Source organism: Haladaptatus sp. R4 (genome assembly GCF_001625445.1).
GTDB lineage: Archaea > Halobacteriota > Halobacteria > Halobacteriales > Haladaptataceae > Haladaptatus.
In genome coordinates, this window is the sequence record NZ_LWHG01000001.1 from 117429 (window position 1) to 139766 (window position 22338).

Consider the following 22338-nt stretch of genomic DNA (forward strand, 5'->3'; position numbering starts at 1 on the left):
TATCACGGCGTAAAATTCTCAAACTGACTGGCGGTTCGCTCGCGGCGGCGGGTGCGACCGGACTCGCGGCGGCGAAGCCGACGGACACGGTGGAGGTGAACGTCGGGTTCAAGAGCGCACGCGGACGGGCGATGACCCGAAGCAGTGCGGACGACGTGGTGCGGGAGTTCAATTCAATCGACGCGATGACGATCCGTGTGCCGAAACGGGCGGCGACCGCGCTCGAAAAGAACCCTCACGTTCGATACGTCGAGGAGAACGGCACGATGCACGCACTGGGCCAAACGCTTCCGTGGGGCGTGGACCGCGTGGACGCCGACGTCGCGCACGACGACGGTGACACCGGCGCGGGCGCTGATATCGCCATCATCGACACGGGAATCGACTCGGATCATCCCGACCTCCAAGCCAACATCGGGTCTGGCAAGGCGTTCGTCAAGTGTCGCGGCGGAAAGAGCACGTGCCGGAACGACTGGGACGACGACAACGAACACGGCACGCACTGTGGTGGTATCGCGGACGCCGTGGACAACAGCCAAGGCGTCGTCGGCGTCTCGACGCAGGCGACGCTCCACGCCGTCAAAGTGCTCGACAACCAGGGTAGCGGGTCGTACTCGGACATCGCGGCGGGTATCGAGTACGTCGCGGATCAGGGATGGGACGTCGGGAGCATGAGTCTCGGCGGTTCGTCCGGTTCCTCCACGCTCCGCGATGCGTGTCAGTACGCGGTGGACAACGGTGTCTTCCTCGTCGCCGCGGCGGGCAACAGCGGTCCGTGTACCGACTGCGTCGGCTACCCCGCAGCCTATCCGGAAGTCATGGCAGTCGGTTCGACGAACTCCTCGGACGGCCTCTCGTACTTCTCCAGCACCGGATCGGAAGTCGAGATTGCCGCACCCGGCAGTAGTATCTACTCGACCGTCCCCGGCGGCTACGACACCCTCTCGGGAACGTCGATGGCGACCCCGCACGTCGCGGGGACCGCCGGTCAGTTGATGGCCGACGGGGCGTCGAACACGCAGGCGCGGGACACGATCAAACAAACCGCGGAGGACATCGGCCTTTCGAGCAACGAGAGCGGCGCAGGACTCCTCGACACGGCGGCCGCACTCGGTCTCGACTCCAGCGACAACTAACCCGGTCTGTTCGGTAGCCGACCATCGCTCCCCCGATTTATACAAAATTCATTATCCGATAGAAAGTTAATATCTCTTCAATTTTACTTATACTAAGTAAAATAGTTAATCTTTTAAACTCATGTTTCATTCTACCATATGGTATGGTAAGGAAAGCCAATGGCGTATCACGACGTAATATTCTCAAACTGACCGGTGGCTCCATCGCAGCGGCCGGTGCGACTGGCTTGGCATCGGCCGAGCCGACGGACAAGGTGGAAGTGAACGTCGGGTTCAAGAGCGCACGCGGACGGGCGATGACCCGAAGCAGTGCGGACGAAGTCGTCCGCGAGTTCAACTCCATCGAGGCGATGACGATTCGCGTCCCGAAACGGGCGGCGACCGCGCTCGAAAAGAACCCCCACATCCGCTACGTCGAGGAGAACGGCACGATGGAAGCCCTCGCTCAGACGACGCCGTGGGGCGTGGACCGCGTGGATGCGGACGTCGCGCACGACAACGGTGACACGGGTTCCGGTGCCGACATCGCCATCGTCGACACGGGAATCGACGACGACCACCCGGACCTGCAAGCGAACATCGGCTCGGGCAAGTCGTTCGTCACCTGTGGCAGCGGCGGATACACGGGTAGCTGTATCTTCTACGGGAACAGCAACTCCTGTAACGACTCGTGGTCCGACGACAACAACCACGGGACGCACTGTGCCGGTATCGCGAACGCCGTGGACAACAGCCAGGGCGTCGTCGGCGTCTCGACGCAGGCGACGCTCCACGCCGTCAAAGTGCTCGACTGTTCCGGAAGCGGGTCGTTTTCCGACATCGCGGCCGGTGTCGAGTACGTCGCGGATCAGGGTTGGGACGTCGCCAGCATGAGTCTCGGTGGCTCCTCCAGCTCGCAGGCGCTCAAGGACGCTATCGAGTACGCGTACGACAACGGCGTCGTGCTCGTGGCGGCGGCAGGCAACGACGGCCAGTGTACGGACTGTGTCGAGTACCCCGGTGCCTACCCCGAGACGATCACCGTCGCGTCCTCGAACGACAGCGACGAACAGTCCTCGTTCTCCAGCCAAGGTCCGGAAGTCAACATCATCGCCCCCGGTACCGACATCTATTCGACCGTCCCCGGCGGCTACGACACCTACTCCGGAACGTCGATGGCGACCCCGCACGTCGCCGGTGCGGTCGGTCAGCTAATCGCGCAGGGCTACTCGGCCCGCGACGCGGAGAGCCAAATCCTGAACACGACCGAGGACCTCGGCTTGTCGAGCAACGTACAGGGAAGCGGTCTCCTCGACGTCGCCGCCGCGCTCGGACTCGACTCCAGCGACAACTGAGACGGCGACCCGGTCGACGGTTCATCACACCAACTTTCGTTTTCAAAACCGACGAGCTACTGCACCGGACGCTTGGAACATTTACACACCAAATCAATTAGTAAATACTAGTACTAACTGCTAGAAATAAATATTATACTGGGTTGGTCTCTATTTGTTTTGATGACGGACGAAACACGAGTTACGACTCGTCGGACCGTATTGAAAGCGACCGGTGCATCGATGGTTGCCGTTGGTGCGAGCGGCGTCGCCGCCGGGACGGATGGGCTTCGGGAGGTAAACGTCGGCTTCGAGACACACTCCGGACGACGGATGGCCCGCGAAGCGGCGAACGACGTGGTACGGGAGTTCGACTCCATCGACGCGATGACGGTTCGCGTTCCGGCGAACGCGATATCGGCCCTCGAATCCGCGCCGGGCGTGGCGTACGTCGAGGAAAACGGGACGATGCGCGCGCTCCTGCAGGACCTTCCACACGGCGTGGACCGTATCGACGCCGACATCGCCATCGAGAGCGGTTACACCGGCACGGGTGCCGAGGTTGCCGTCGTGGATACCGGCATCGACTCGAACCATCCGGACCTGCAGGCGAACCTCGGGACTGGGAAAGCCGTCGTCGGGAGTTCGTGGAGCGACGACAACGGCCACGGGACACACGTCGCGGGAATCATCGGTGCCGCGAACGACGGTCAGGGCGTCGTCGGCGTCGCACCGGAGGCCACGCTCCACGCGGTAAAGGTGCTGGATAGCAACGGCAGTGGATCGTACTCCGACATCGCGGCGGGAATCGAGTGGGCGGCGGACCAGGGCTACGACGTCATCAACCTGAGTCTCGGCGGCGGGTCCGGGTCCTCGACGGTCGACTCCGCGGTGCAGTACGCCTACAGCAACGGTTGCCTGCTCGTCGGTGCATCGGGCGGGTCCGGTCCGTGCACGTCCTGTGTCGGCTATCCGGCCTCGTCGTCGGAGGTCGTCGCAGTGAGCGCATCGAACACCGAAGACGACATTGCCAGCTTTTCGAGTCGGGGCCCGGAAATCGAACTCATCGCGCCCGGTAAAAGCGTCAACTCGACGTACTGGGACGACACCTACCGAACCCTCTCGGGGACGTCGATGTCGACGGCGCACGTCTCCGGCGCGGCGGCACAGGTGATGGCCACGGGGTACACGAACACGGGCGCACGCCAACGACTCCGTGAGACGGCGGAGGACCTCGGCCTGTCGAGCGACGAACAGGGCTACGGACTCGTGGACGTCGCGGCCGCGTTGGGACTGGATTCGAGCGAAAATTGAGCGACGAACGACGTCGAAACGGATTATTCCAGAAGAGTATATTGTTTTTCTTAATCTAGTGATCTAAGAAAAAAATTTAAGAGAGCACGCTACATGATTTCAATCGCAATGCCACGCAACGAAAAGGCGGTTTCACGACGTAACGTACTCAGGGCGACCGGTGGAGCGACGGCAGGACTGGCAGTCACTGGATTCGCAAACGCGAAACCGACGGACAAGGTACGGGTCAACGTCGGATATCGTGGAAAAGCAGGAAAGCGGGCGGCGATGGACGCGTCGTCGAAAGTTCACCACGACTTCTCGTTCGACGCGGTGACGCTCGAAGTACCGAAGAAGGCCGTCAAAGCGCTCCAACGACGGAGCGAGGTACGCTACGTCGAGGAGGACGGGACGATGCACGCACTCAGCCAGACCCTTCCGTGGGGCGTGGACCGCGTGGACGCCGATGAAGCACACAGTGCCGGATACACGGGCGCGGGCGCTGACATCGCCATCATCGACACGGGAATCGACTCCTCGCACCCCGACCTGGACAACAACATCGGCAGCGGGACCTCGTACACCAGTTCGAGCTGGGAGGACAACAACGGCCACGGGACGCACTGTGCCGGTATCGCGGCCGCGGAGGACAACAGTCAGGGTGTCGTCGGGGTCGCACCGGAGGCCACGCTCCACGCCGTGAAGGTACTGAACAGCAACGGGCGCGGGTCGTACTCCGACATCGCAGCGGGTATCGAATACGTCGCGAATCAGGGATGGGACGTCGGGAGTCTGAGCCTCGGCGGTTCGTCCGGTTCCTCCGCGTTGCAGGACGCGGTCTCGTACGCCTACAACAACGGCGTCTTCCTCGCCACGGCGGCCGGGAACTCCGGACCGTGCACGGACTGTGTCGGCTACCCGGCGAAGTACAGCGAATGTGTCGCCATCAGTTCGACGAACTCCTCGGACGGCCTCTCGTACTTCTCCAGCACCGGATCGGAAGTCGAGATTGCCGCACCCGGCAGCAGCATCTACTCGACCTACTACGGAGACTCCTACGAGACGCTCTCGGGAACGTCGATGGCGACCCCGCACGTCGCCGGTGCCGCAGGCATCCTGATGGGCCAACTCGGCTACTCCAACACGGGTGCCCGAAGCCGCCTCCAGAACACCGCGGAGGACCTCGGCCTGTCCAGCAACGAGCAGGGCTACGGCCTCCTGGACGTGTACTCGGCGGTCTAATCCCGACGACCGCATCATCACCAACACGCCGTTCTCATCACCAACACGCCGTTCTCATCACTAACACGGCCATCTCATCAGCTGACGGCCATCTCATCAGCTGACGGCCGTATCTCCATCAGTATCACCGGCGGCATTTTTCAGCAGGGGTCCCGAATCAGCGAGTCCGAAAGAGAAAGAGAGGGGAGAGTTGGAGCGAAGGGGACAACCTTTTCGAACTAGCGAAACGAATTGTAAATAATGACGCTCGAAAGCGAAGTAACGGCGACGCCGACGGACGGAACCGTCGAGTTCGAACTGCGGGTGAAAAACACCGACACCGACCCCACGAACGTGACGTTCCGGAGCGGCCTCAAGGCCGACTTCGCCGTCCTCGACGACGGCGCGGAGATTTGGCGCGCAAGCGACGGGCAGATGTACACGCAAGCGCTCCAAAACGTGGCGTTCGACCCGGACGTCGAGAAGACCTACTCCGGCGGATGGCCCGACGCGAAACCGGGCCAGTACACCGTCGTCGCGACGCTCGAAATCGTGGAAGAAGACGTGGAAGCGCGAACAGACTTCAAACTCTGATTTTCTCGGGAGTCCGATCTATTTCAGTTCGTCGTACAACTGTTCTGCGGCACGTCGAACCGCCTCGTCGCTGCTCTGGGTGGGATCCCAGCCGAGCGCCGACAGTTTCTCGATGGAGAGACGCATCTTGGGTACGTCGCCCGTCCATCCGCGGTCGCCGCCGGTGTACTCGTACTCGGGGTCGAGTCCCATCACGTCGGCCACGATGTCCGCGATGGCGTTGACCGAAGTCGTCGTCCGCGTCCCGAGGTTGTACGTGTTCAAATCGTCTTCCCCATTCTCGACGATGTGGCACATCGCGTCGATACACTCCTCGACGTGGAGGTAGGATTTTTCCTGTCGTCCGTCGCCGAGGATGGTCAGCGATTCGGGGTCTTCGAGCAGCTTTTCGATGAAATCCGGAATGACGTTGCCGCGCTGGTGCGGACCGACGATGTTGGCGAAGCGGTACATCCACACGTCGAACCCGTAGGAGTGAGCGTACGTCGAGATGATTCCCTCGTCCGCGAGTTTGCTCGCCCCGTAGATGCTGATGGGTTCCAACGGCGCGTAGTCCTCGGGCGTCGGCATCGGCGCTTCGCCGTACACCGTCGAAGAGGACGTGAACGCGAAGTTGGTCACGTCGACATCGTGCATTCGTTCGAGAATGTTGTACGTCATCTCGCTGTTCTCTTCGAACAGTTTGCGCGGCTGGGCGTAGTTCGTGTCCGTGTACGCCGCGAAATGAAACACCATGTCGAGGTCTTCGGTGATGACCTCTGCCACGTCATTTTCTTCGGTCATATCCGCCTGCACGAACGTCACACCGTCGGGAACGCGGTCCTGCGTTCCCTTCGAGAGGTCGTCGACGACCGTCACATCGTTCGATTTGGAGAGGCGCTTTGCGAGGTGAGAACCGACCAGACCGGCACCGCCGGTTACGAGGATCCGCTTTCCTGTAAGCTGCATGCTCGCTTGTGTGATTGTTTCCGGCAAGTGTGTTCCGGTCCGTCGTCCACCCCTCCGGAGCGAGGTTTTGAATCGAAAGCGATCTCGTGAAATATTATCTAATTTTTCACTGAACGCCAATAACGCTTATACACAAATATCGAAATGGTTTCCGGTATGGCTGCTGAGACATACGGATTGATCAGTTTACTCCCGGCGTTGATCGCCATCGTGCTAACTCTCACCACGCGACAAGCGCTCCTTTCCTTGTTCGCCGGAATTTGGCTCGGTGCGACGATTCTCGTCGGATGGAATCCCATCGCCGGTGCCGCCCGAGGGTTGCAGTTCGTGGTGGCGAACGTCACCTCGACGTTCAACGTCAAACTGTTGTTGTTTACGTTCCTCATCGGCGCGATGCTGGGAATGATATTCCTTTCAGGTGGTATGAGTTCGGTGGCGGACGCTATCGTCAAACGGGTAGGGTCGAGTCGGCAAGCCCGGTTGGGGACGTCCATCCTGGGAATGCTCATCTTCTTCGACTCGTACGCCAGCACGATGATTTCCGGTTCGGTGATGCGACCCGTCACGGACCGATTCGACGTGAGTCGGGAGAAACTGGCGTACATCCTCGACTCGACCACCGCTCCGACAGCGAGCATCGCGGTGGTCTCGACGTGGCTCGGTTACGAGGTCGGACTCATCAAACAACAGTTCGACGCGTTGGGAATCGATAAGGAACCGTTCATCGTGTTCGTTCAGTCCATCCCGTTCCGCTTCTACAGCCTCTTCGCCATCGTGTTGGTGTTCATCATCGTCCTTACCGATTGGGACTTCGGCCCAATGCAGGCCGCCGAACGCCGCGCTCGGGAGAAAGGGAAAGTCCTCGGCGACGACGCTAATCCGTTGATGGAGACACAAGCGAGCGACATCGAAACGCCCGACTACGTCGATCCGCGCTGGTGGTACTTCGTGTCTCCCATCCTCGTCCTCATCTTCGTCACCGTGTTCAGCCTCTGGTTCACCGGGGGAGGAATGGACGGCGGTTCGTTCAGCAACGCGCTCGAAGACGCCGACACGGCGAGTGCAATCCTCTGGGCGGCGTTCGCGGGGTGCGGGACGATCCTCGCCATCCTCGTCGGCCACGCCCGCATCGAACTCGACGCGGTGAGCGACTCCATTTTCGAGGGATTCAAGATGGTGATGTTCCCCGTCGCCATCCTCTCGCTGGCGTGGAGCATCGGCTCGGTCAGCCAGAAACTGGGCGTCGGCGACTACGTCGTCAGCGTCTCGCAGGGTATCATCACGCCCGAACTGCTCCCGGCCGTCATCTTCCTGAGCGCTGCGATCATCAGCTTCTGCATCGGCACCTCGTGGGGGACGATGGCAATCCTGTTCCCTGTCGCCGTCCCCTTGGCGCACTCGCTCGGGTCACCGCTCGTGATGGGCATCGGTGCCATCCTCACGGGGTCGCTCTTCGGTGATCACTGCTCACCCATCAGCGATACGACCGTCATGTCGAGCATGTTCGCCGCCAGCGACCACGTGGACCACGTCAACACGCAGATTCCGTACGCGATGCTCGCGGCAGTCATCGCGACTGGATCGTTCCTCGTCAGCGGCTACACCGGAATTCCGGTGAGCGCTACCCTCCTCCTCGGCGTCGCGCTGTTGATCGGTGTTACCTACTTCCTCTCCGAGTACGTCGGCGTCACCGACGAAATCGGCGTTGCACAGGCTTTCGAGTGAAATTCGAAACCCCCTAACCGAACCGGTTCCTTTTTCCGCGCATGCACGACGAACCGTCGGTCACGGTCGTTCGCCTCGGCCACCGGCCCGGACGCGACGAGCGAATGACCACCCACGTCGGACTCACGGCCCGCGCGCTCGGGGCGGACGAGGTCGTCCTCCCCGACAACGCGGGACAGTCACGGGACACCATCCGCGACATCACCGACCGCTTCGGCGGCCCCTTCGATGTCGAATGCTCGGGTAGCCAGAAGGCGCTCATCCGGAATTGGGAGGGGACGGTCGTCCACCTCACGATGTACGGCGAGCGCGTGCAGGACGTGGAGGATGAGATTCGGGACGCCCATACGGGAGACGAGGAACCGCTCCTCGTCGTCGTCGGTGCGGAAAAGGTCTCGTTCGACGTGTACGAGGCCGCCGACTGGAACGTCGGCGTGACGAACCAACCGCACTCGGAAGTCGCCGGACTGGCCGTCTTCCTCGACCGACTGTTCGACGGCCGAGAACTCGACTGCGAATGGGAGGACGCCCAACAGCGCGTGATTCCGAAAGCGACCGGCAAGCAGGTCGAACCGGTCGACGAATAGTTCGGCCGGATTGCGATTTTGGAATCGTCGGTTCCGCCGACAACCTCGTTTGATGGGACTGATGCTCGGCGTCAATTCCGGCAGTGATCGTACGTCTCGTAGTCGAGACAGAGATCCAGCAGTCGATCGACCATCGGTGAAGGCGTTCGCAAACGGACCACGTTCTCCGCTTCGTCGTGTTCGACGACACCCATGGCGACTAGTTTGGGAAGGTGAACGTGTTGAAGGCTCACCATCGTGCGCCGGTGTGTCTCGGGTGTCACGTCCAGTCCCTCCGATTCGGCGACGATGATGTCGGTCAGGGCTTCGAGGGAGGCACACCCATCGAACGTTTCGAGGAGATGGTAGAGAACGAGACGACGGCGATAGTTCGACAACACATCGAACGAGCGACTCAATGGGGATCCACGGTCCATCGTGCGGAAATATACCGCTCGCCGATGGGTGTGCCCGTGGGTTGACGACTCAAATCTTTATATCGGGTCCTCCGCGACGGAGTTCCCGACCAGCGTGGCGGTTCCTTTGCGCAGACGGACCGACAACGCTTGTGCGCTGATGTCGAACTCGTCGGCGAGTTCTTCGAGCGTCGTTCGCCGTGGCACGTCGAAGTAGCCCGTTTCTAGCGCTCGGAGCAACGCGTCGTATTGGAGCGAGGTCAGTCCCGTCCCTCCCGAATCGTCCGCGCTGCTGTACAGCGCATCGACCGAGACGCTTCCGAAGTTAGCCTGCCACCAGTCGATGGACGACGTGAACGCTTCCCGATCCGGCACGAGGAGCCTGACTTCCCACCCCTCGAACGTCCCGACTGCGTCCAGTAGAATGACGCCGCGTTCGATCCACGCCGAACCCGGAGCGACGGTGATCGCCGCTTCGGCGAACTCCACACGATAGAGACGACGGACGTCGTCCTCACGGGAGGTGTCCTCAGAGAATTGTTTTACCTCCGTGATCGACGAGTCGTTTCCCACGGCCGCTTCGAATTCGTCGTCTTCGCCCTCTTTCACCCAAAGCAACAACTGAATAGTCTTCCCGTCGTCGATGCTTCGCCCACGTTCCACCTCGATGGTCGTGTGAGGACACGCCGTCAGTGTCGCTTCGAGAATAGATGTTTGAATTGAGAGTTCAGCAGTGAGCACATGTTCCCAGAGACAATGAAGGGACAAATCCTTCATGGTCGCGTCTACATTTCGAAAATTTATTTAAAGATAGTTTCTCATTCTAGGATATTGCACAAAATATATCGAACGGCGGTGGTGTAAATACGCCCGGACGGTATCGACACCTGAACTGACCGAACTATGGTGTTGACGGTCGAACTGCGTCGATTCCGCGCGAACGGTATCGGGGGGTCGTGTAATGGGAGGTCGTGTAATCGGTATCTCCTCCGCCGGGACCGCCAGCCCAATCAGTCGAGGCAGTCGTATAGCGCCTTCCGAAGGGCCCTCTCTCGGGGGTCGTCCCACAGTTGCGGCTTCATTCGGTTCGGGGCGTACGCGAACCCAAGCCCTTCGTCTGGATCGCCGAAGGCGAACGATCCCCCCGCTCCGGGGGTGCCGAACGCGGCCGTGGAACGTCCGAACCGGAAATTGGACGACGGCTTCGAATAGCCGAGCGAATAGGCGGATTCGGTTTTCAACACGAGATCCACCGGTCCCTGTCGCGGCGGGTTCGGTGGCCGTCTCAACTCGTCTAGCGTGTCGGTCCCGATGTCCAGATCGCCTCCATCGGTGGCGAGCATCCCGTATATCTCAGCGATATCTCTCACACGACCGATACCGTTGCCCGATGGAATCTCGACCGAGCGGTACGACGGCCGATCGAGTTCGGCGGGCGAGTCGATCTCGAAACAATCCAACGCACGACTCGACAGCGACCGCGGTGACAACAGCGAGAGAACCATCCGCCACGGGAACTGACGTATGTGTGTCACAAACTCGGCGACGCTGTAGCCGTCGATTTCGGCGATTCGATCCCGGGAGACATCGTCGGGAAGTCCGACGTAAAACTCGGCGTCGAGCGGCGCGGCGATCTCGTCGGCGAAGTACTGACCGAGGGTTCGTCCCTCCGGGTCCGTCCTTCTGATGAGTTCGCTCTCGTACCATCCCAGGGTGAACGAGTGGTAGCCGTGACGGCGTCCCGGCGTCCATTCGGGACGCTTCGATGCGAGCATCGACGAGAGGGTCTCGGTATCCGCGATGCGTCCGGGATTCAGTTTCCGTCGTGGTGCCGCAACTCCCCCCTGATGGGCGAGTAGTTCGCGGATCGTGATTTCGTCCTTCCCGTTCTGACCGAATGCGGGCCAGTGGGTGGCAACCGTATCGTCGTACTCGAATAACCCGTTCGACTGTGCATGCGCGACGGCCGTCGCCGCCATTCCCTTCGTCGTCGAGAAAACGAGAACGAGCGTGTCCTCGGTCCACGGTTTCGAGCGGGCGACGGTGCGAAATCCTCCCCAGAGATCCACTACCTTCTCCCCCTCGTGATACGCTGCACAGGCGGCACCGAGTTCGTCTCGACGCCGGAAGTTTTCCACGAACGTTTCGGCAACCGGCTCGAATCCCGGAGCAACCGTTCCGTGTATCGAGGGCGGCGACGTCATATGTGAGTTAGCACGATCCGTTGTGAAATAAATTCGGAGTGTCGATCCCCTGATTCGTCGAAGCAGTCGATCGTGCCTCGTATCCTCGACGCATCGGATGAACCATGATCGCAAATCGTCTACGATGCGTTCTGATCTAACTGAAGATATTTACTCCCTCGATTCAACGGTCAACTCATATTAAAATGAGTAGAACATCATCAGCTATCGAAACGGATCTAACCGTTTCGAGCGGCTTCATCGATATCACCTCCGAAGCAGTTTCGACGGTAATTCACACTCCCCTCATCTTCGGGTTGTTCTTGATCACCGGTCTTTCCGGACTTCTTTCTCAGACGTTCTCTAATTTCTTCTCGCTCGTTGCCGGGGCACTCGGGATAATTATGGCGTTTAACACTCTGGGTGGAGACGTCGAAAGCCAGCGTTCCTTCCTGGTCCGTGTTTTCTTCGTACTGATTGCTGGAATCGTTGCGGGAATCCTCATCGTCATCGGGGCACTGTTCCTCGTTATCCCTGGCATCTATCTCTCCGTGCGTTTCCAGTTAGTCACGGCGACGATCATGCTGGAAGACTGTGGCCCGATAGAAGCACTACAGCGCAGTTTTTCTCTCACGAAGGGGCACGCGTGGACTATTTTTGGTGTGACAGTTCTGATCGGTATCGCATCGATTCTCCTCGGTGCCGTCGGGGCAGTACTCATCGTGGGAGTTCCGAGCGGTTCAGCGAACTTTAGCACGTATCAGGAGTTCTTGCGTATTGGCGGTGGGGTCTCCACGATCGTGGTAAGTCCAGTGAGTGTGGGAGCTAGCGCGGTCATGTACGGTCTGTACAGTCGAGAATAATCCCTCCGCGGTAGAATGCCCGGAACGAACCGTCTGGCACTACCGCTTACACCGATACTGCGTGAGAAGCTTTTCTATCACATTCCTCTTCGCTGTTTCGCGTAGCGACTCCAGTTCGCCTCGATCGACGGAATAGCACGGCGAGAATGAACACCGTAGGGTGTTCCGGTGTCGTTCGCCGCCCCCCGATTCGTCAATCGGTATCAGACTCGCCCTCCTCATCGACGAGAATCTGCTCTTGCTGCACCAACGCTTCGAGACGTGGGCGTTCAGTATACGAAATGAGTTGCAGTGAAGGATCATACCCGATCACACCATGATCCGCCAGTTTGGGAAGGGAGATGTGATGAAGACGGATCTTCAGTCGCTCTCGATTCGTGCCAGTGTGTGTCTGTAGATGTTCTACGATGGTTTCGAGTGGAACGGGTTGATCAGCGTTCGAAATGAGATAGGACAGGATTTGACGACGTTGTTCGTCCGCGAGGAGTTTAAATAAGACGTCCAGCGAACGTTGTTCGCTTTCGTCGTTTGGCGACGTGTCCATCTTGATCAGGACTACTGGAACTGGATGTATAAGGTCTTGGTCTGTTCGAACAGGTCTCACTAAATAGAACGAAGGAAGTGAAAGGGGATCCGAAATTCAGGATTCGGACGTACCAAACAGCACGTGTTCCACGATTGCTTCGACTCCGTGTCGGATTCGGTCGGATAGCGACTGTTGGGTGATATCGAGTTCGGCCGCCAGTTCCGAGAGTGTGACCTGCCGAGGCGTCTTGAAATACCCGCGTTGGAATGCGAGCACGATGGCTTCTCGTTGTTTGTTCGTGACGATGGTTTCGAGTTCAGATGCTCCAGCCTCGCTCAATGAATGCATTTTGCCGAGTGTGTACTGGATCTCGTTCTCGCGGCTGATGTTATGGAACTTCGTCAACTGGTCTTGAGAGGGGAACAGCAATTCGAACTCCCAGTTTTCGTTTCCATATCCGTGCGCACTCCGAATAATGCCCTCCGTGATGGTGAGTCCTTCCAAAAATGCTCCACTTGGGATATCCCAATTGAGGAGATACAAGCGACGGTCCTCCACTTGGTCGATTGCAACGAATTGCTGGACGTTGGTGTCGTCTCGAACGCGCCGTTCGAAGGCATCCAAGTCACCGTCCCACGCCCAAAAGATAGGCACGACTTCGCCCCCGACAGGGACGATGCGTTCGAACTCGATATGAAGTTCGGTGTCGGCAGTGAGCATCGTTCCTAACGGGAAGCTCTCCGGAGGGAGAGATAACTCAACAATAACCGCCATGCAGTCGTGCACTATTTATAGCGTATTAGTAATTTGGTTGGTGCGAGAGAAACCGTTACGATTCAATCGTCGGTGTCTCATTCGTGGCTTTCTTCTTGCTCATCGTCCGTCGCTAGCAAATTCGGAACGTCCACCGGAGACTGCGTGTGTAGGTCACGAGTACGGTTCACCAATGGAGAAACCGATGTCCATCCGAATTCGCACGGATGGTCTCCGGAAGTCTACTTAAATAAACTTGTATATTAGCACAGGACTCAGGCCAGTAGACGAACTTCGATCATCGTATGGAAGCGTCAACAGAATCGAACTGGACTGCGACGAATATGCCCGACCAATCCGGTCGTACAGTCGTCGTCACTGGTGCGAACAGCGGGCTTGGGCTTGAAGCGACCAAAGCATTCGCGCGCAAAGGTGCACACGTCGTCATGGCGTGCCGGAGCCTCGACCGAGCAAATCGTGCACGTCGAAGGATCGAGTCGATGGTCACCGACGTATCGTTGACGGTGCTCGAACTCGACCTTGCAAGTCAAGCATCCATCCGACAGTTCGTTACCGAGTTCGAGTCCGAGTTCGCCCGCCTCGATGTGCTCCTCAACAACGCTGGCATAATGATGACGCCGTATTCGACGACAGAGGATGGGTTCGAACGACAACTCGGCGTTAACCATCTCGGACACTTTGCGCTCACCGGACTCCTCCTCGACCACCTCGTGGAGACCGACGGAGAGACCCGCGTGGTCACGCAGAGTAGTATCGCCCATAAGTCCGGGTCTGGAGAAATCCACTTCGACGACCTCCATGGAAAACAGTCCTACAGCCGATTCGAGGCGTACGCGCAGAGTAAACTCGCAAACCTGCTGTTCACCTACGAACTGGACCGACGACTTCGCGCAAGTAGGGCTGACACGATTGCTGTCGCCGCTCATCCGGGGTCGTCGGCGACCGAACTTGTGAGCGGCGACACGGAGATGGATACATCCGTCATTCAACAAATCGTCAGGAAATTCGTGAACACCTTCATGACGCAATCCGCCGTCGCCGGTGCACTTCCAGCGCTCTATGCTGCGACAGCGGCGAACGTCGACGGCGGTCACTACATCGGCCCGGGCGGGCTCTTGGAGATGCGAGGGAACCCGACCCACGTCGTTTCGAACGCGACGTCGTACGACCACGCTACTGCACGCCGTCTGTGGGAGGTCTCTGAAGAGTTGACCGGAGTCACGTTCGAGTTCGAGGAACCACAGCCCGCATAGCTACTGGGTGTGTTGGGATACCGATTGCTCCGGTCCGAGCGTCTGACTGATGAGTTGATTCTCGGCCCGGCGGAGAAGGTCGGATGCGGACGGGCCGGAAATCCCGAGTTCGTTAGCGAGTTCCTTCGTCGTCAAAGTGCGCGGAGAGTCGTAGTATCCACGAGCGAACGCGAGCGAGATTGCTTGATGCTGTTTCTCCGTGAGTCCAAACTGATCCCGTTCTCCGGGATTTTCGGGATCGGCTGCGATGGTCAGCAATTTGAACGGGATGTTTTGGGCCGCACACAGATCTCGGTGGGTTTTGAACGCTTCGTAGTCGGAGAACACCTTCTGATGTCTCACCCCTTCGGGGGTTACCGACGCGTTCATCAGTACGCCCTTGAACGACTCGTGATCGTGTGACGCGGCGAGGCCGGATTCATCGTCGATTGTCAATCGATAGAACCACCCCTCGGCTGTCCGTCCGATTTCTACCACGTCAACCACCTCTGGCTGTGCGTCTGCTTCCCGCTCGAATGCCTCTCGCGAGTCGTCGGTCATGGTCACCGCGACGAGAAGCCGTTCATCTTCGAGCGGGACGATGTTGGAGATGGATATTTCGTTACTCGGGATCGAGCACGCGAGATCAACCAACGGGAGCGCTCGATCCGCGAGGAGAACCTCTGCGACGATTGCCATAGCGAGTAATCGGAGTCGAACTGCTTTATCTACACTGCTCGCTACACAAAGGTCACTTGCTCAATTGGACCGCGAAGAAAGAGACGCCCCCGAAAAGTCGTACCTTCAGAGTGAGGCGAGTGAGTGAATTCCAGCGGGAACGCTTCCGATTCGCTGCCATTCGCCGTTTGTGGTTCGTTGCAAGACGCTCCCGCTCGATCCAGCGGCCGTACTCGCATCGGTCGTTCGATGGGCCTTCTCGGACCGAAGGATGTTCCGGTGTCGTTCGCCAGCCTCCGATGAGCGTTCACGAGCCCGGCGGGCAGTTTGCCGACGGCGCGGAGGAGTTGACCGACGATCTGCTGCGGATCAGTGACGTCGATATCGAAGTGTTCCGTGCTCAGGGTGGTATACCGTGAACGCGACTGCCGAAACTCGCGGGAAGTTCATATTTCTTGGCCGTCGTCGAGTAGTGTTGCCTGTACAGCACCAGTACTCGTAACTACGACTCGGCACCCGCTGTACTCGAACACGATACGTCCAGTCGTTTGGGACGTACCATCCAACGGTGAGTCGAAGAGTTCCTCAAGAGCGTCTGGGTTGATCGTCTCGTAGATCGGTGGGAGCGAGGATGTTTCAACCTCTTTCTCTGCAGCAACCTCGCGAACGATCGCTACCGGGAGTGAGTCTGTTTCACCGCCGTCGGTGAGTTTCGGCTGAATTGGCTGGGGAGTATCTGACAGTGGATTAGTTGAATCGGTCATGGTTTTTGGATTCTCTAATCGAACCAGTTGGTATGGTGAGATTTTATAGCACTTACGTTGCCGAGTAAGCTGCTACTGGGTACTCATGCTTAAAATAATCGGATTTGTATCCCTCATGTTTGATCATGTCCAACGATCGTTCTCCGAGTTATTTAGAACAAATTGGATGTAGTGTTCATTCGAAATACTTCGGGACGTTTTGGATCAGGCGTACGGCGTCGGATGTTATCCCGGTTGACTCGATGAGATCACGGGATGTCCATTCGACTAATCCAGCCTCCCCGAGAAGAGGTAGATGTTGATGTCTCAGGGCCAGCGCAATCTGCTGACGATCGGAGTCAGAATGCTGTTCCAACTCCTCACCAACTGCCGTCGCGACATCGGCAACTGGTTGTGGTTCGTTCTCAACGTTGAGATACATGAGTGTGTGGCGACGATATGAGTGATTCACTGCACGTAAGATCGTGTCGAGATCCAGCTGTGGATCGGGATCCGTTTCTCTCCAATTCGCCGTTCCGTTGTTCATCCTACGATTGTATCCTGACATTTCTTTGGATGATGGTAGCATTTCACAGAGCGATACGGGAGTATATTATTGTAGAATTGACAAAGGTGTTTTTCTAGTATTGTAAAACAAGAATTCCAACATATTTATTATTTATGAGACTCGAAAATGAGTTCAAAATCGAAGGAGGGCGGCCATCAATGAGCATCTAAGTGACCGCTCGCAGGATGCCGGTGATTCAGAATGCGTGCTACAGCTATCGTCTGTCTGAGCCATCAACAAACCAACTCGCTTGCGCTTTAACGGGCCACTCTGTAGACAGCGCGGTCCTCACCGAGTAGTTGTGCCCTCCGTCCTCGATGCATACTACCGCTGTGGCAACTACTTCGAGAACCTCCCGGAATGAGTCGGTCGGAACCGCTCACGTTCGTAACTGAATATTTCGGCGATGACTCTGCAGGAATAGTACCAATTTTTTTTATCGTCGCTCGTTGGTTACTCGTGGTAGAAATAGATGGGTCGGGGCAGTTCCGAACTAAATCCAAATAAATTTCTGCAGAAAACTACCATCGGGCGACCCGATGCACTGCTGGCGGTTTTCGTCATCGGTCAACCTCCATTCGTTCGATGTGTTGACGACGTCGGCGCTCCATGCGCTCCAACGGAGACTCCTTGTCGTAGTGCTGTTCGATGACATCGAGACCGGCGTTGACTCGCTCCGCCACGACCTCCGGCGGGATACCGATGTTCAACTGCCACGTGATCGACCCCGTGCGTATCCGATGCGGGGACCGACTCGACGGGCACTTGCTGGCGTGTGCGAATTCGGTCATCTCGCACTCTTCCCGCTCCCTCCCGTGTGGACACGGACAGTAGTGGCACGGCAACGTCCCGAGATAGGACCACACCCGGATGGTGTTCTTTCCGGGTCGGCCCCTCGTACTCGACAGCAACGGCTGGCGGTTGTGATCGTCGTAGACGTCGTAGCGATGATTGGCGATGTAATCCCGAAGGACGTCCGACACCTCGGTCGGAATGGCGACGGGTCGCTCTCCCCGCTTCTTGTTCTTCAGCGGCGTGCCCGTTTCGGGGCGATGCTGGAAATGGAGGTAGTTCTCTTCGAGGTTTGCGTCCCGAAGGTCCAACGCACGAATGCTTCCCATCCGCGCGCCGGTGTGCCACGCGATTTCGAGAAACGCGTGGTTGCGGGTTCCACGAAGTTGATCGTCGTTTCGGAAGTGGTCGATCAACTTGAGCGCCGGTGACTCTTCGAGGAGTTCCTCGTTGGAGCGGTCGTCCTCGTCCACGTCGGGAATGCGGACGGCGTCGGCCAAGTCATCGACCGCGCCGAGCTGTTCGAGGTACTCGACGAACTTCTTGAGCGTCCACATCTCGGCTTCGAGCGTCGCCGGTCGGATTTTCCCGCTCCGAACGTCGTAGTACTCGTCGAGGTCGAAGGCTTGGAGCTCGCCGACGCGTTGGATGTCGATGCCCTCGCACCACTCGACGAAGAGCTTGAGCCGATACTCCCACGAATCGACGCTGGCGTCGTCGAGTCCGCGCGCCTGCGTTTGAGGTACCGTTTGACCACTCGACGCATCGAGAGGTCCGAAGGGTCGGGCCGTCTGTCCGATCTCATCGGTCCACCTCCGAGAGCATGGCGTCCTTCGCATCCTGAACGCGCTTGAACATCTCCCGATCTCCGCCGCGATCCGGGTGGTGCTCCTTCAGCTTCTGCCGGGCCGCCGCCTTCACGACGTTGGCCGGAGCGTTCGGTGCGACGTCCAGGAGGACGTGGGGCGGTTGACGGGCGACTACCGCGCCCTGTGTGGCCCCTTCGTCGGCGGGCGGGAGGCGAGCGTTGGCGAACTCGCTCTCGCCGGTCTCTACGGGGCGCTGTTCCATCTTTCGCTTCTCGCGGAGGTAGAGGTATAGCGTCCGCACGTTGTCCCGGAGACGCGAGTAGGCGTCGCAGGCGACGGCGTACTGGTCGCCGTCCATCGTCCACCGGACGACCGCGCCAGGATCCGTCGGCGAGGCGTTCGCGTAGGGATACCGCGGGTTCCGCTTCTGGTGTTGGGCCGCGGTCGAGAGCCGCCAGTCGTCCACGCCGACGCGTCCGAGTTCCGTTTCGAGGTCGTCGATGGAGTCCCGGAGCGACGCCGCGTAGCGGTTGTTTCGCGTTCGCTCCGCGGGGTCGGTTCGCTTGAGGGTCGCGGGCCAGTCGAGGCCGGTCATTCTGCCACCTCCCTACGGGCCACTTCCAAATCGTCGATGATGTGACCCAACGCGTTGGCCTTCCCGGCGTCCGGTATCTCGTTCCAATCATCGACGACATGGAGCAGCATGTCGCGTGCGGACTGCATCTCGTGCGGGAGCGACAGGCAGGGAGCGTTGACGAGTTCGTCGAACCACGACTCCCCCAGGTCGATGAGCTCGCAGGTCATGTCGTCCTCGGCGTGAATCTCGGTTCTCGTCGCAAGGAGCATCGTCGAACCGTTCTCGGTTCGCTTGGCGACGAAAATGTCCGTGATTCCGTCGCTGTGAAGATCGGGAAGAACGTGAATTTCCCGACCGTCCGGATACGTCCAGCGTTGAGGGCGTGCGAAGAGTTCGCCGTTTTGGGTGACGCGCTCCGTCAATTCGGCTTTCGTTCTCGGTACGTCATTTGCGGAAACGTCGCCTTCGTGGTCGCTCATTCGGAATCACCTCCCGAGCCGTAGCGGTGGGTATAGATCGTGTCCACCCACGTCGAGTGGCCGTACTTCTGGTGGTGCTGCGCGGCGATGCCCATGCCGTTCTTCGCGTCGCCGCCGAAGTCGCATCCGGGCTCGTCGCAACCGTACTGACAGGCAACGAGGTCCATCAGGCGTCACCTCCGGTGGCCGCGATTCCGAGTTGTTCGGCCCGTCGCCTCGTGCTGGCTTCGAGCATGCGCCGCGTCGCCTCGGTCGTTTCGTACTCGTTGGTCCGACCGTTCTTCCGGCCCTTGTCGAGCAGGCCGGAGGTGACGAGTTGGCTGAGGTTCTGGTAGAGCCGCGAGTGGTGAACGGTCTCGTAGTCGTCCTCCAGCGTTCGCTTGATGGCGAGCCCCTTCGGGGGTTCGTCCCGTTCGAGGTCACGAACCGCGTAGAGGATGTCGCGCTTGAACGCGTGGAGGTCGCTGAACGCGTAGCCGCCGTCGGTGGCGAGGCGGTCGTCGGTCTCGACGTCGTCGAACGCGTCGGGTTCGTCGTGGTTGTACCGGACCAGCCGGTCGTAGCACTCGGGGCAGAGCCACGCGGTCGTCAGTTCACCCGTTTCCTCGTTGCGCACGTCGGCTTCCTCGACGCCGCGGTGTTTCCCGCAGATGTCGCAGGCGTCGAGGTCGTCGTCCGCGATGAGGTCCTCGTACTCGGTGAGCGGCGGAATCACCTCCTCCTCGTCGCTCGGTGGTGCTTCGTCGTTCAGGATGGCCTTCGCGCCGTCCGAGAGGTCGTCCTCGTCCACGATGATGGTGTGGAGCAGCGCCGGGTCCGCGCGGCGGAGTGCGGCGGTGCCGTCTGCGTCGGCGAAGGTGTCGGGCGAGAACGCGCTGTCGCCGACTTGCATGGTGTCGAAGGGCGATTCGTCGGGTGCGCGCACGTCGAATTCGCCGACGAGATCTCCGACGAGCACGGCGGGCGTCTGGCCCTGTTCTCTCTTTTTCGCTTCGAGTTCGCGCAGTTGGTCGCAAAGATCGTCGATGGAGAGTACGGTGGTCGTCATTGGTACTCACCTCGCGACTTCTTCGTCTGTGTCATCGGTTCGGGTGTACTCGGACCCCCTATTAAATGGGTTTTCGACAGCGGAGTGAAAGTGAAAGTAGAACTTCCGTCGGTCGAATTCGTCGTTTCGTCTCTCGATTGTGACGTGTTCGAGACGAGTTCGCGTGCGGTGATCGGGCCGACCGGACAGCCACACGGGCTCAGAATGTGCGCGGATGGCCCGCGCGTGACGAGCGCGAGGATCGGTTCGTCGCAGTAGGGGCAGTTGGCAGTCGATTCATTCAGACAGTCGGGGCTTTCAAGACCCCGCGAGTTTTCTTCGTACATGGCTTCCTGCGTGCATTTGGAAGCTACCGCGGACCCGATGTCCCTAGCATCGGTCCGCTTACTTTCGACAGTAGACCCAACAGCGACGGGTCCGCGAATTGCTTCCTACCATCTGCCAAATCAGGGAGGGGTAATAAATCTTGATACCAATAGGTATCATAGAAAACCCAATTGGTATCAAACAGTGCGGGGGTACCTGTAATTATGGTAATAGAGCAAAGAGAGCGGGATAATGCGCCCGCTGGTATCTTGGATGACTAAGTCCGACCCTGCGATTCTCGAATTTTTCGGCGAGCAAGGAATCGCAATGCCACCAGCGGTTGTGTCTTTCAACATCGAAGGAATCTCTCACCCGACGGTTAAACGAAGAATGCCCATATTAGCGGAAGAAGGGTTATTAGAGAAAATAGAAGAGAAGAGAGGATACTACCGAATCACGGAGAAAGGTCGGCAGTACCTTGCTGGCGATCTTGATGCAGACGAACTAGAGAAGGACGGGAGTTAGAATTCTCATCTGCTTCGACTGCTGATTGAACGAGACACATAGGTCGAATAATATTTATATTTAAAATTACTATAGCAGGATAGAATCTTCACAGAACCCCAGGAGAACTACCATGATAGACCTCACCGACCTTCAAGAAGACATTCTTACGCTCGCTGTTCAAAATCCCGATATCACAAACAAGGAGATCGCCGACCGCCTCGACTGCAGTGAAAACTACGCCGGAGAAATTCGACGCAAATACGAAGGCAGTGTAGACGAAGAGCAGATCAGCGGAAAGTTGAATTCCGTCAGTAACTCTTCTGGTTCCTCAGGTGGACTGCTGAGCTTCGTCCTGTTCTTGATCGTCGCTCCGTTCAAGCTCGCGATCTGGGTGACATTGTTGCCGTTCAGGATTCTCGGAGCGATCTTCGGTGGAAGTTCATAACTCTGTTTCGTGACGCAGGCTGATTCTCTCTTCTTTGACTATCATTTATATTTCTGGAGTTGTCAGAATCCAATGGTCGGAAACCACCGGTTCATTGATTCAGCGTCGAAGCAACCCTTGTGGTTGTTTTTCGGCGTTTTCAGATGTCTAATCACGTAGAGATTGAGCAACTTCTGGAGCGGAACCTAATCGAAAAATCGGACGAGAGTGTGACTTACTACCAAATCATACGAAGAAAGGGGCGGCAGTATCTCGCTGGCGAGCTCGACGCGACCGAATTAGAGAAAGGCGACAATTAATCGCTGAAACAAAAGAGAGGCATTATCTGTCGACCCCCCGGGGGGTAGCACAGAATTGAGGGTCGACGAAGTTCTCCTTCTGAATCCAAGCTTATTAGCCGCTGTAGGCGCTATATCGGGCAGGGTTTCAGAAGTACCCTTGTTGGGTTGAAGCGACGACGGCGTTTTCCTGACGCTGACGACTGATCCGGTTTCAGAAGTACCCTTGTTGGGTTGAAGCAGTTGTCGTTGCAGTGAGAACAGCGATAGGCCTGGTTTCAGAAGTACCCTTGTTGGGTTGAAGCGGCCTTGCGTCGC

25 protein-coding genes are annotated in these 22338 nt (G+C 58.4%); 11 read left to right on the forward strand and 14 right to left on the reverse strand.

Annotated elements, in window-relative coordinates:
• The first annotated feature begins 89 nt into the window (after nt 1-89).
• The 5 genes from A4G99_RS00635 (at nt 90) to A4G99_RS00655 (ending at nt 5557) form a co-directional block, all read left to right on the forward strand.
• Nucleotides 90-1136 (forward strand): S8 family peptidase, encoded by a 1047-nt coding sequence (locus tag A4G99_RS00635; protein ID WP_082837651.1) that lies wholly within the window; start codon nt 90-92, stop codon nt 1134-1136.
• A 254-nt stretch (nt 1137-1390) separates the two neighbouring features.
• On the forward strand, nt 1391-2470 hold the full coding sequence (locus A4G99_RS00640; protein ID WP_082837652.1) for a S8 family peptidase: 1080 nt from the start codon (nt 1391-1393) through the stop codon (nt 2468-2470).
• A 162-nt stretch (nt 2471-2632) separates the two neighbouring features.
• Entirely contained in the window at nt 2633-3763 is a 1131-nt protein-coding gene (locus A4G99_RS00645) for a S8 family peptidase (RefSeq protein ID WP_082837646.1), read from the forward strand.
• A 108-nt stretch (nt 3764-3871) separates the two neighbouring features.
• A complete protein-coding gene (locus tag A4G99_RS00650; protein WP_066138078.1) occupies nt 3872-4984 on the forward strand; it encodes a S8 family peptidase in 1113 nt (370 codons plus the stop codon).
• Nucleotides 4985-5224: 240 nt separating this feature from the next.
• Entirely contained in the window at nt 5225-5557 is a 333-nt protein-coding gene (locus A4G99_RS00655; RefSeq protein ID WP_066138081.1) for a BsuPI-related putative proteinase inhibitor, read from the forward strand.
• 18 nt (nt 5558-5575) lie between these two features.
• Here the strand turns inward: A4G99_RS00655 and A4G99_RS00660 are convergent, their stop codons facing one another.
• The gene (locus A4G99_RS00660; RefSeq protein ID WP_066138085.1) at nt 5576-6505 is read right to left on the reverse strand and encodes an NAD-dependent epimerase/dehydratase family protein; all 930 of its coding nucleotides are present in this window, start codon (nt 6503-6505) and stop codon (nt 5576-5578) included.
• Between the two features lie 156 nt (nt 6506-6661).
• Between A4G99_RS00660 and A4G99_RS00665 the strand changes: the two genes are divergently transcribed.
• Nucleotides 6662-8230 carry a Na+/H+ antiporter NhaC family protein gene (locus A4G99_RS00665; protein ID WP_066138155.1) on the forward strand — a complete coding sequence of 523 codons (1569 nt, stop codon included), beginning with the start codon at nt 6662-6664 and terminating at the stop codon, nt 8228-8230.
• A 41-nt stretch (nt 8231-8271) separates the two neighbouring features.
• The gene (locus tag A4G99_RS00670; protein ID WP_066138088.1) at nt 8272-8817 is read left to right on the forward strand and encodes a tRNA (cytidine(56)-2'-O)-methyltransferase; all 546 of its coding nucleotides are present in this window, start codon (nt 8272-8274) and stop codon (nt 8815-8817) included.
• Between the two features lie 71 nt (nt 8818-8888).
• Here A4G99_RS00670 and A4G99_RS00675 read toward each other — a convergent pair whose 3' ends face one another.
• From A4G99_RS00675 to A4G99_RS00685, 3 genes are all read right to left on the reverse strand, one after another.
• Nucleotides 8889-9215, reverse strand: coding sequence for a hypothetical protein (locus A4G99_RS00675; protein ID WP_223301518.1), 327 nt, complete (start codon nt 9213-9215; stop codon nt 8889-8891).
• Nucleotides 9216-9290: 75 nt separating this feature from the next.
• A complete protein-coding gene (locus tag A4G99_RS00680) occupies nt 9291-9953 on the reverse strand; it encodes a helix-turn-helix domain-containing protein (RefSeq protein ID WP_223301519.1) in 663 nt (220 codons plus the stop codon).
• Between the two features lie 269 nt (nt 9954-10222).
• Nucleotides 10223-11416: a serine hydrolase gene (locus A4G99_RS00685; RefSeq protein ID WP_066138093.1), complete on the reverse strand. Its 1194-nt coding sequence runs from the start codon at nt 11414-11416 to the stop codon at nt 10223-10225.
• Between the two features lie 185 nt (nt 11417-11601).
• Between A4G99_RS00685 and A4G99_RS00690 the strand changes: the two genes are divergently transcribed.
• The gene (locus tag A4G99_RS00690; protein ID WP_066138096.1) at nt 11602-12258 is read left to right on the forward strand and encodes a hypothetical protein; all 657 of its coding nucleotides are present in this window, start codon (nt 11602-11604) and stop codon (nt 12256-12258) included.
• A 193-nt stretch (nt 12259-12451) separates the two neighbouring features.
• Here the strand turns inward: A4G99_RS00690 and A4G99_RS24965 are convergent, their stop codons facing one another.
• Both A4G99_RS24965 and A4G99_RS00695 read right to left on the reverse strand, forming a co-directional pair.
• The gene (locus tag A4G99_RS24965; RefSeq protein WP_150122994.1) at nt 12452-12802 is read right to left on the reverse strand and encodes a hypothetical protein; all 351 of its coding nucleotides are present in this window, start codon (nt 12800-12802) and stop codon (nt 12452-12454) included.
• Between the two features lie 96 nt (nt 12803-12898).
• Nucleotides 12899-13558, reverse strand: coding sequence for a helix-turn-helix domain-containing protein (locus A4G99_RS00695; protein WP_066138098.1), 660 nt, complete (start codon nt 13556-13558; stop codon nt 12899-12901).
• A 284-nt stretch (nt 13559-13842) separates the two neighbouring features.
• On the opposite strand from A4G99_RS00695, the gene A4G99_RS00700 reads away from it, so the two are divergent.
• On the forward strand, nt 13843-14811 hold the full coding sequence (locus A4G99_RS00700) for an oxidoreductase (protein WP_066138101.1): 969 nt from the start codon (nt 13843-13845) through the stop codon (nt 14809-14811).
• Here the strand turns inward: A4G99_RS00700 and A4G99_RS00705 are convergent, their stop codons facing one another.
• The 8 genes from A4G99_RS00705 to A4G99_RS29310 form a co-directional block, all read right to left on the reverse strand.
• Complete coding sequence (locus A4G99_RS00705; protein WP_066138104.1) at nt 14812-15489, reverse strand: helix-turn-helix domain-containing protein; 678 nt, start codon at nt 15487-15489, stop codon at nt 14812-14814.
• A 425-nt stretch (nt 15490-15914) separates the two neighbouring features.
• On the reverse strand, nt 15915-16232 hold the full coding sequence (locus tag A4G99_RS00710; RefSeq protein WP_082837647.1) for a HalOD1 output domain-containing protein: 318 nt from the start codon (nt 16230-16232) through the stop codon (nt 15915-15917).
• A gap of 175 nt (nt 16233-16407) precedes the next feature.
• Complete coding sequence (locus tag A4G99_RS24970) at nt 16408-16758, reverse strand: hypothetical protein (protein ID WP_150122995.1); 351 nt, start codon at nt 16756-16758, stop codon at nt 16408-16410.
• A gap of 581 nt (nt 16759-17339) precedes the next feature.
• On the reverse strand, nt 17340-18410 hold the full coding sequence (locus A4G99_RS00715) for a tyrosine-type recombinase/integrase (RefSeq protein ID WP_223301520.1): 1071 nt from the start codon (nt 18408-18410) through the stop codon (nt 17340-17342).
• On the reverse strand, nt 18373-18975 hold the full coding sequence (locus A4G99_RS00720; RefSeq protein WP_066138107.1) for a molecular chaperone DnaJ: 603 nt from the start codon (nt 18973-18975) through the stop codon (nt 18373-18375). Before A4G99_RS00720 ends, A4G99_RS00715 begins: the two co-directional genes overlap by 38 nt.
• Nucleotides 18972-19436: a hypothetical protein gene (locus A4G99_RS00725; RefSeq protein ID WP_066138110.1), complete on the reverse strand. Its 465-nt coding sequence runs from the start codon at nt 19434-19436 to the stop codon at nt 18972-18974. Before A4G99_RS00725 ends, A4G99_RS00720 begins: the two co-directional genes overlap by 4 nt.
• Nucleotides 19433-19603 (reverse strand): hypothetical protein, encoded by a 171-nt coding sequence (locus tag A4G99_RS25580; RefSeq protein WP_190303653.1) that lies wholly within the window; start codon nt 19601-19603, stop codon nt 19433-19435. Before A4G99_RS25580 ends, A4G99_RS00725 begins: the two co-directional genes overlap by 4 nt.
• On the reverse strand, nt 19603-20484 hold the full coding sequence (locus A4G99_RS29310; protein WP_082837648.1) for a helix-turn-helix transcriptional regulator: 882 nt from the start codon (nt 20482-20484) through the stop codon (nt 19603-19605). The genes A4G99_RS25580 and A4G99_RS29310 overlap by 1 nt, the downstream gene beginning before the upstream one ends.
• A 558-nt stretch (nt 20485-21042) precedes the next feature.
• Between A4G99_RS29310 and A4G99_RS00735 the strand changes: the two genes are divergently transcribed.
• The gene (locus A4G99_RS00735) at nt 21043-21315 is read left to right on the forward strand and encodes a phage repressor protein (RefSeq protein WP_066138111.1); all 273 of its coding nucleotides are present in this window, start codon (nt 21043-21045) and stop codon (nt 21313-21315) included.
• Between the two features lie 112 nt (nt 21316-21427).
• The gene (locus A4G99_RS00740) at nt 21428-21742 is read left to right on the forward strand and encodes a hypothetical protein (protein ID WP_066138114.1); all 315 of its coding nucleotides are present in this window, start codon (nt 21428-21430) and stop codon (nt 21740-21742) included.
• Nucleotides 21743-22338 lie beyond the last annotated feature (596 nt).

What these genes read in the sequence shown, in the direction of transcription:
- A4G99_RS00700 (WP_066138101.1), top strand. Translation starts at nt 13,843, where the DNA reads ATGGAAGCGTCAACAGAATCGAACTGGACTGCGACGAATATGCCCGAC.
- A4G99_RS00735 (WP_066138111.1), top strand. Translation starts at nt 21,043, where the DNA reads ATGCGCCCGCTGGTATCTTGGATGACTAAGTCCGACCCTGCGATTCTC.
- A4G99_RS00725 (WP_066138110.1), bottom strand. Translation starts at nt 19,436, where the DNA reads ATGAGCGACCACGAAGGCGACGTTTCCGCAAATGACGTACCGAGAACG.
- A4G99_RS00720 (WP_066138107.1), bottom strand. Translation starts at nt 18,975, where the DNA reads ATGACCGGCCTCGACTGGCCCGCGACCCTCAAGCGAACCGACCCCGCG.
- A4G99_RS29310 (WP_082837648.1), bottom strand. Translation starts at nt 20,484, where the DNA reads ATGACGACCACCGTACTCTCCATCGACGATCTTTGCGACCAACTGCGC.
- A4G99_RS00670 (WP_066138088.1), top strand. Translation starts at nt 8,272, where the DNA reads ATGCACGACGAACCGTCGGTCACGGTCGTTCGCCTCGGCCACCGGCCC.
- A4G99_RS00685 (WP_066138093.1), bottom strand. Translation starts at nt 11,416, where the DNA reads ATGACGTCGCCGCCCTCGATACACGGAACGGTTGCTCCGGGATTCGAG.
- A4G99_RS00740 (WP_066138114.1), top strand. Translation starts at nt 21,428, where the DNA reads ATGATAGACCTCACCGACCTTCAAGAAGACATTCTTACGCTCGCTGTT.
- A4G99_RS00690 (WP_066138096.1), top strand. Translation starts at nt 11,602, where the DNA reads ATGAGTAGAACATCATCAGCTATCGAAACGGATCTAACCGTTTCGAGC.
- A4G99_RS25580 (WP_190303653.1), bottom strand. Translation starts at nt 19,603, where the DNA reads ATGGACCTCGTTGCCTGTCAGTACGGTTGCGACGAGCCCGGATGCGAC.
- A4G99_RS00695 (WP_066138098.1), bottom strand. Translation starts at nt 13,558, where the DNA reads ATGGCGGTTATTGTTGAGTTATCTCTCCCTCCGGAGAGCTTCCCGTTA.
- A4G99_RS24965 (WP_150122994.1), bottom strand. Translation starts at nt 12,802, where the DNA reads ATGGACACGTCGCCAAACGACGAAAGCGAACAACGTTCGCTGGACGTC.
- A4G99_RS24970 (WP_150122995.1), bottom strand. Translation starts at nt 16,758, where the DNA reads ATGAACAACGGAACGGCGAATTGGAGAGAAACGGATCCCGATCCACAG.
- A4G99_RS00645 (WP_082837646.1), top strand. Translation starts at nt 2,633, where the DNA reads ATGACGGACGAAACACGAGTTACGACTCGTCGGACCGTATTGAAAGCG.
- A4G99_RS00655 (WP_066138081.1), top strand. Translation starts at nt 5,225, where the DNA reads ATGACGCTCGAAAGCGAAGTAACGGCGACGCCGACGGACGGAACCGTC.
- A4G99_RS00710 (WP_082837647.1), bottom strand. Translation starts at nt 16,232, where the DNA reads ATGACCGATTCAACTAATCCACTGTCAGATACTCCCCAGCCAATTCAG.
- A4G99_RS00650 (WP_066138078.1), top strand. Translation starts at nt 3,872, where the DNA reads ATGCCACGCAACGAAAAGGCGGTTTCACGACGTAACGTACTCAGGGCG.
- A4G99_RS00665 (WP_066138155.1), top strand. Translation starts at nt 6,662, where the DNA reads ATGGCTGCTGAGACATACGGATTGATCAGTTTACTCCCGGCGTTGATC.
- A4G99_RS00715 (WP_223301520.1), bottom strand. Translation starts at nt 18,410, where the DNA reads ATGCGAAGGACGCCATGCTCTCGGAGGTGGACCGATGAGATCGGACAG.
- A4G99_RS00705 (WP_066138104.1), bottom strand. Translation starts at nt 15,489, where the DNA reads ATGGCAATCGTCGCAGAGGTTCTCCTCGCGGATCGAGCGCTCCCGTTG.
- A4G99_RS00660 (WP_066138085.1), bottom strand. Translation starts at nt 6,505, where the DNA reads ATGCAGCTTACAGGAAAGCGGATCCTCGTAACCGGCGGTGCCGGTCTG.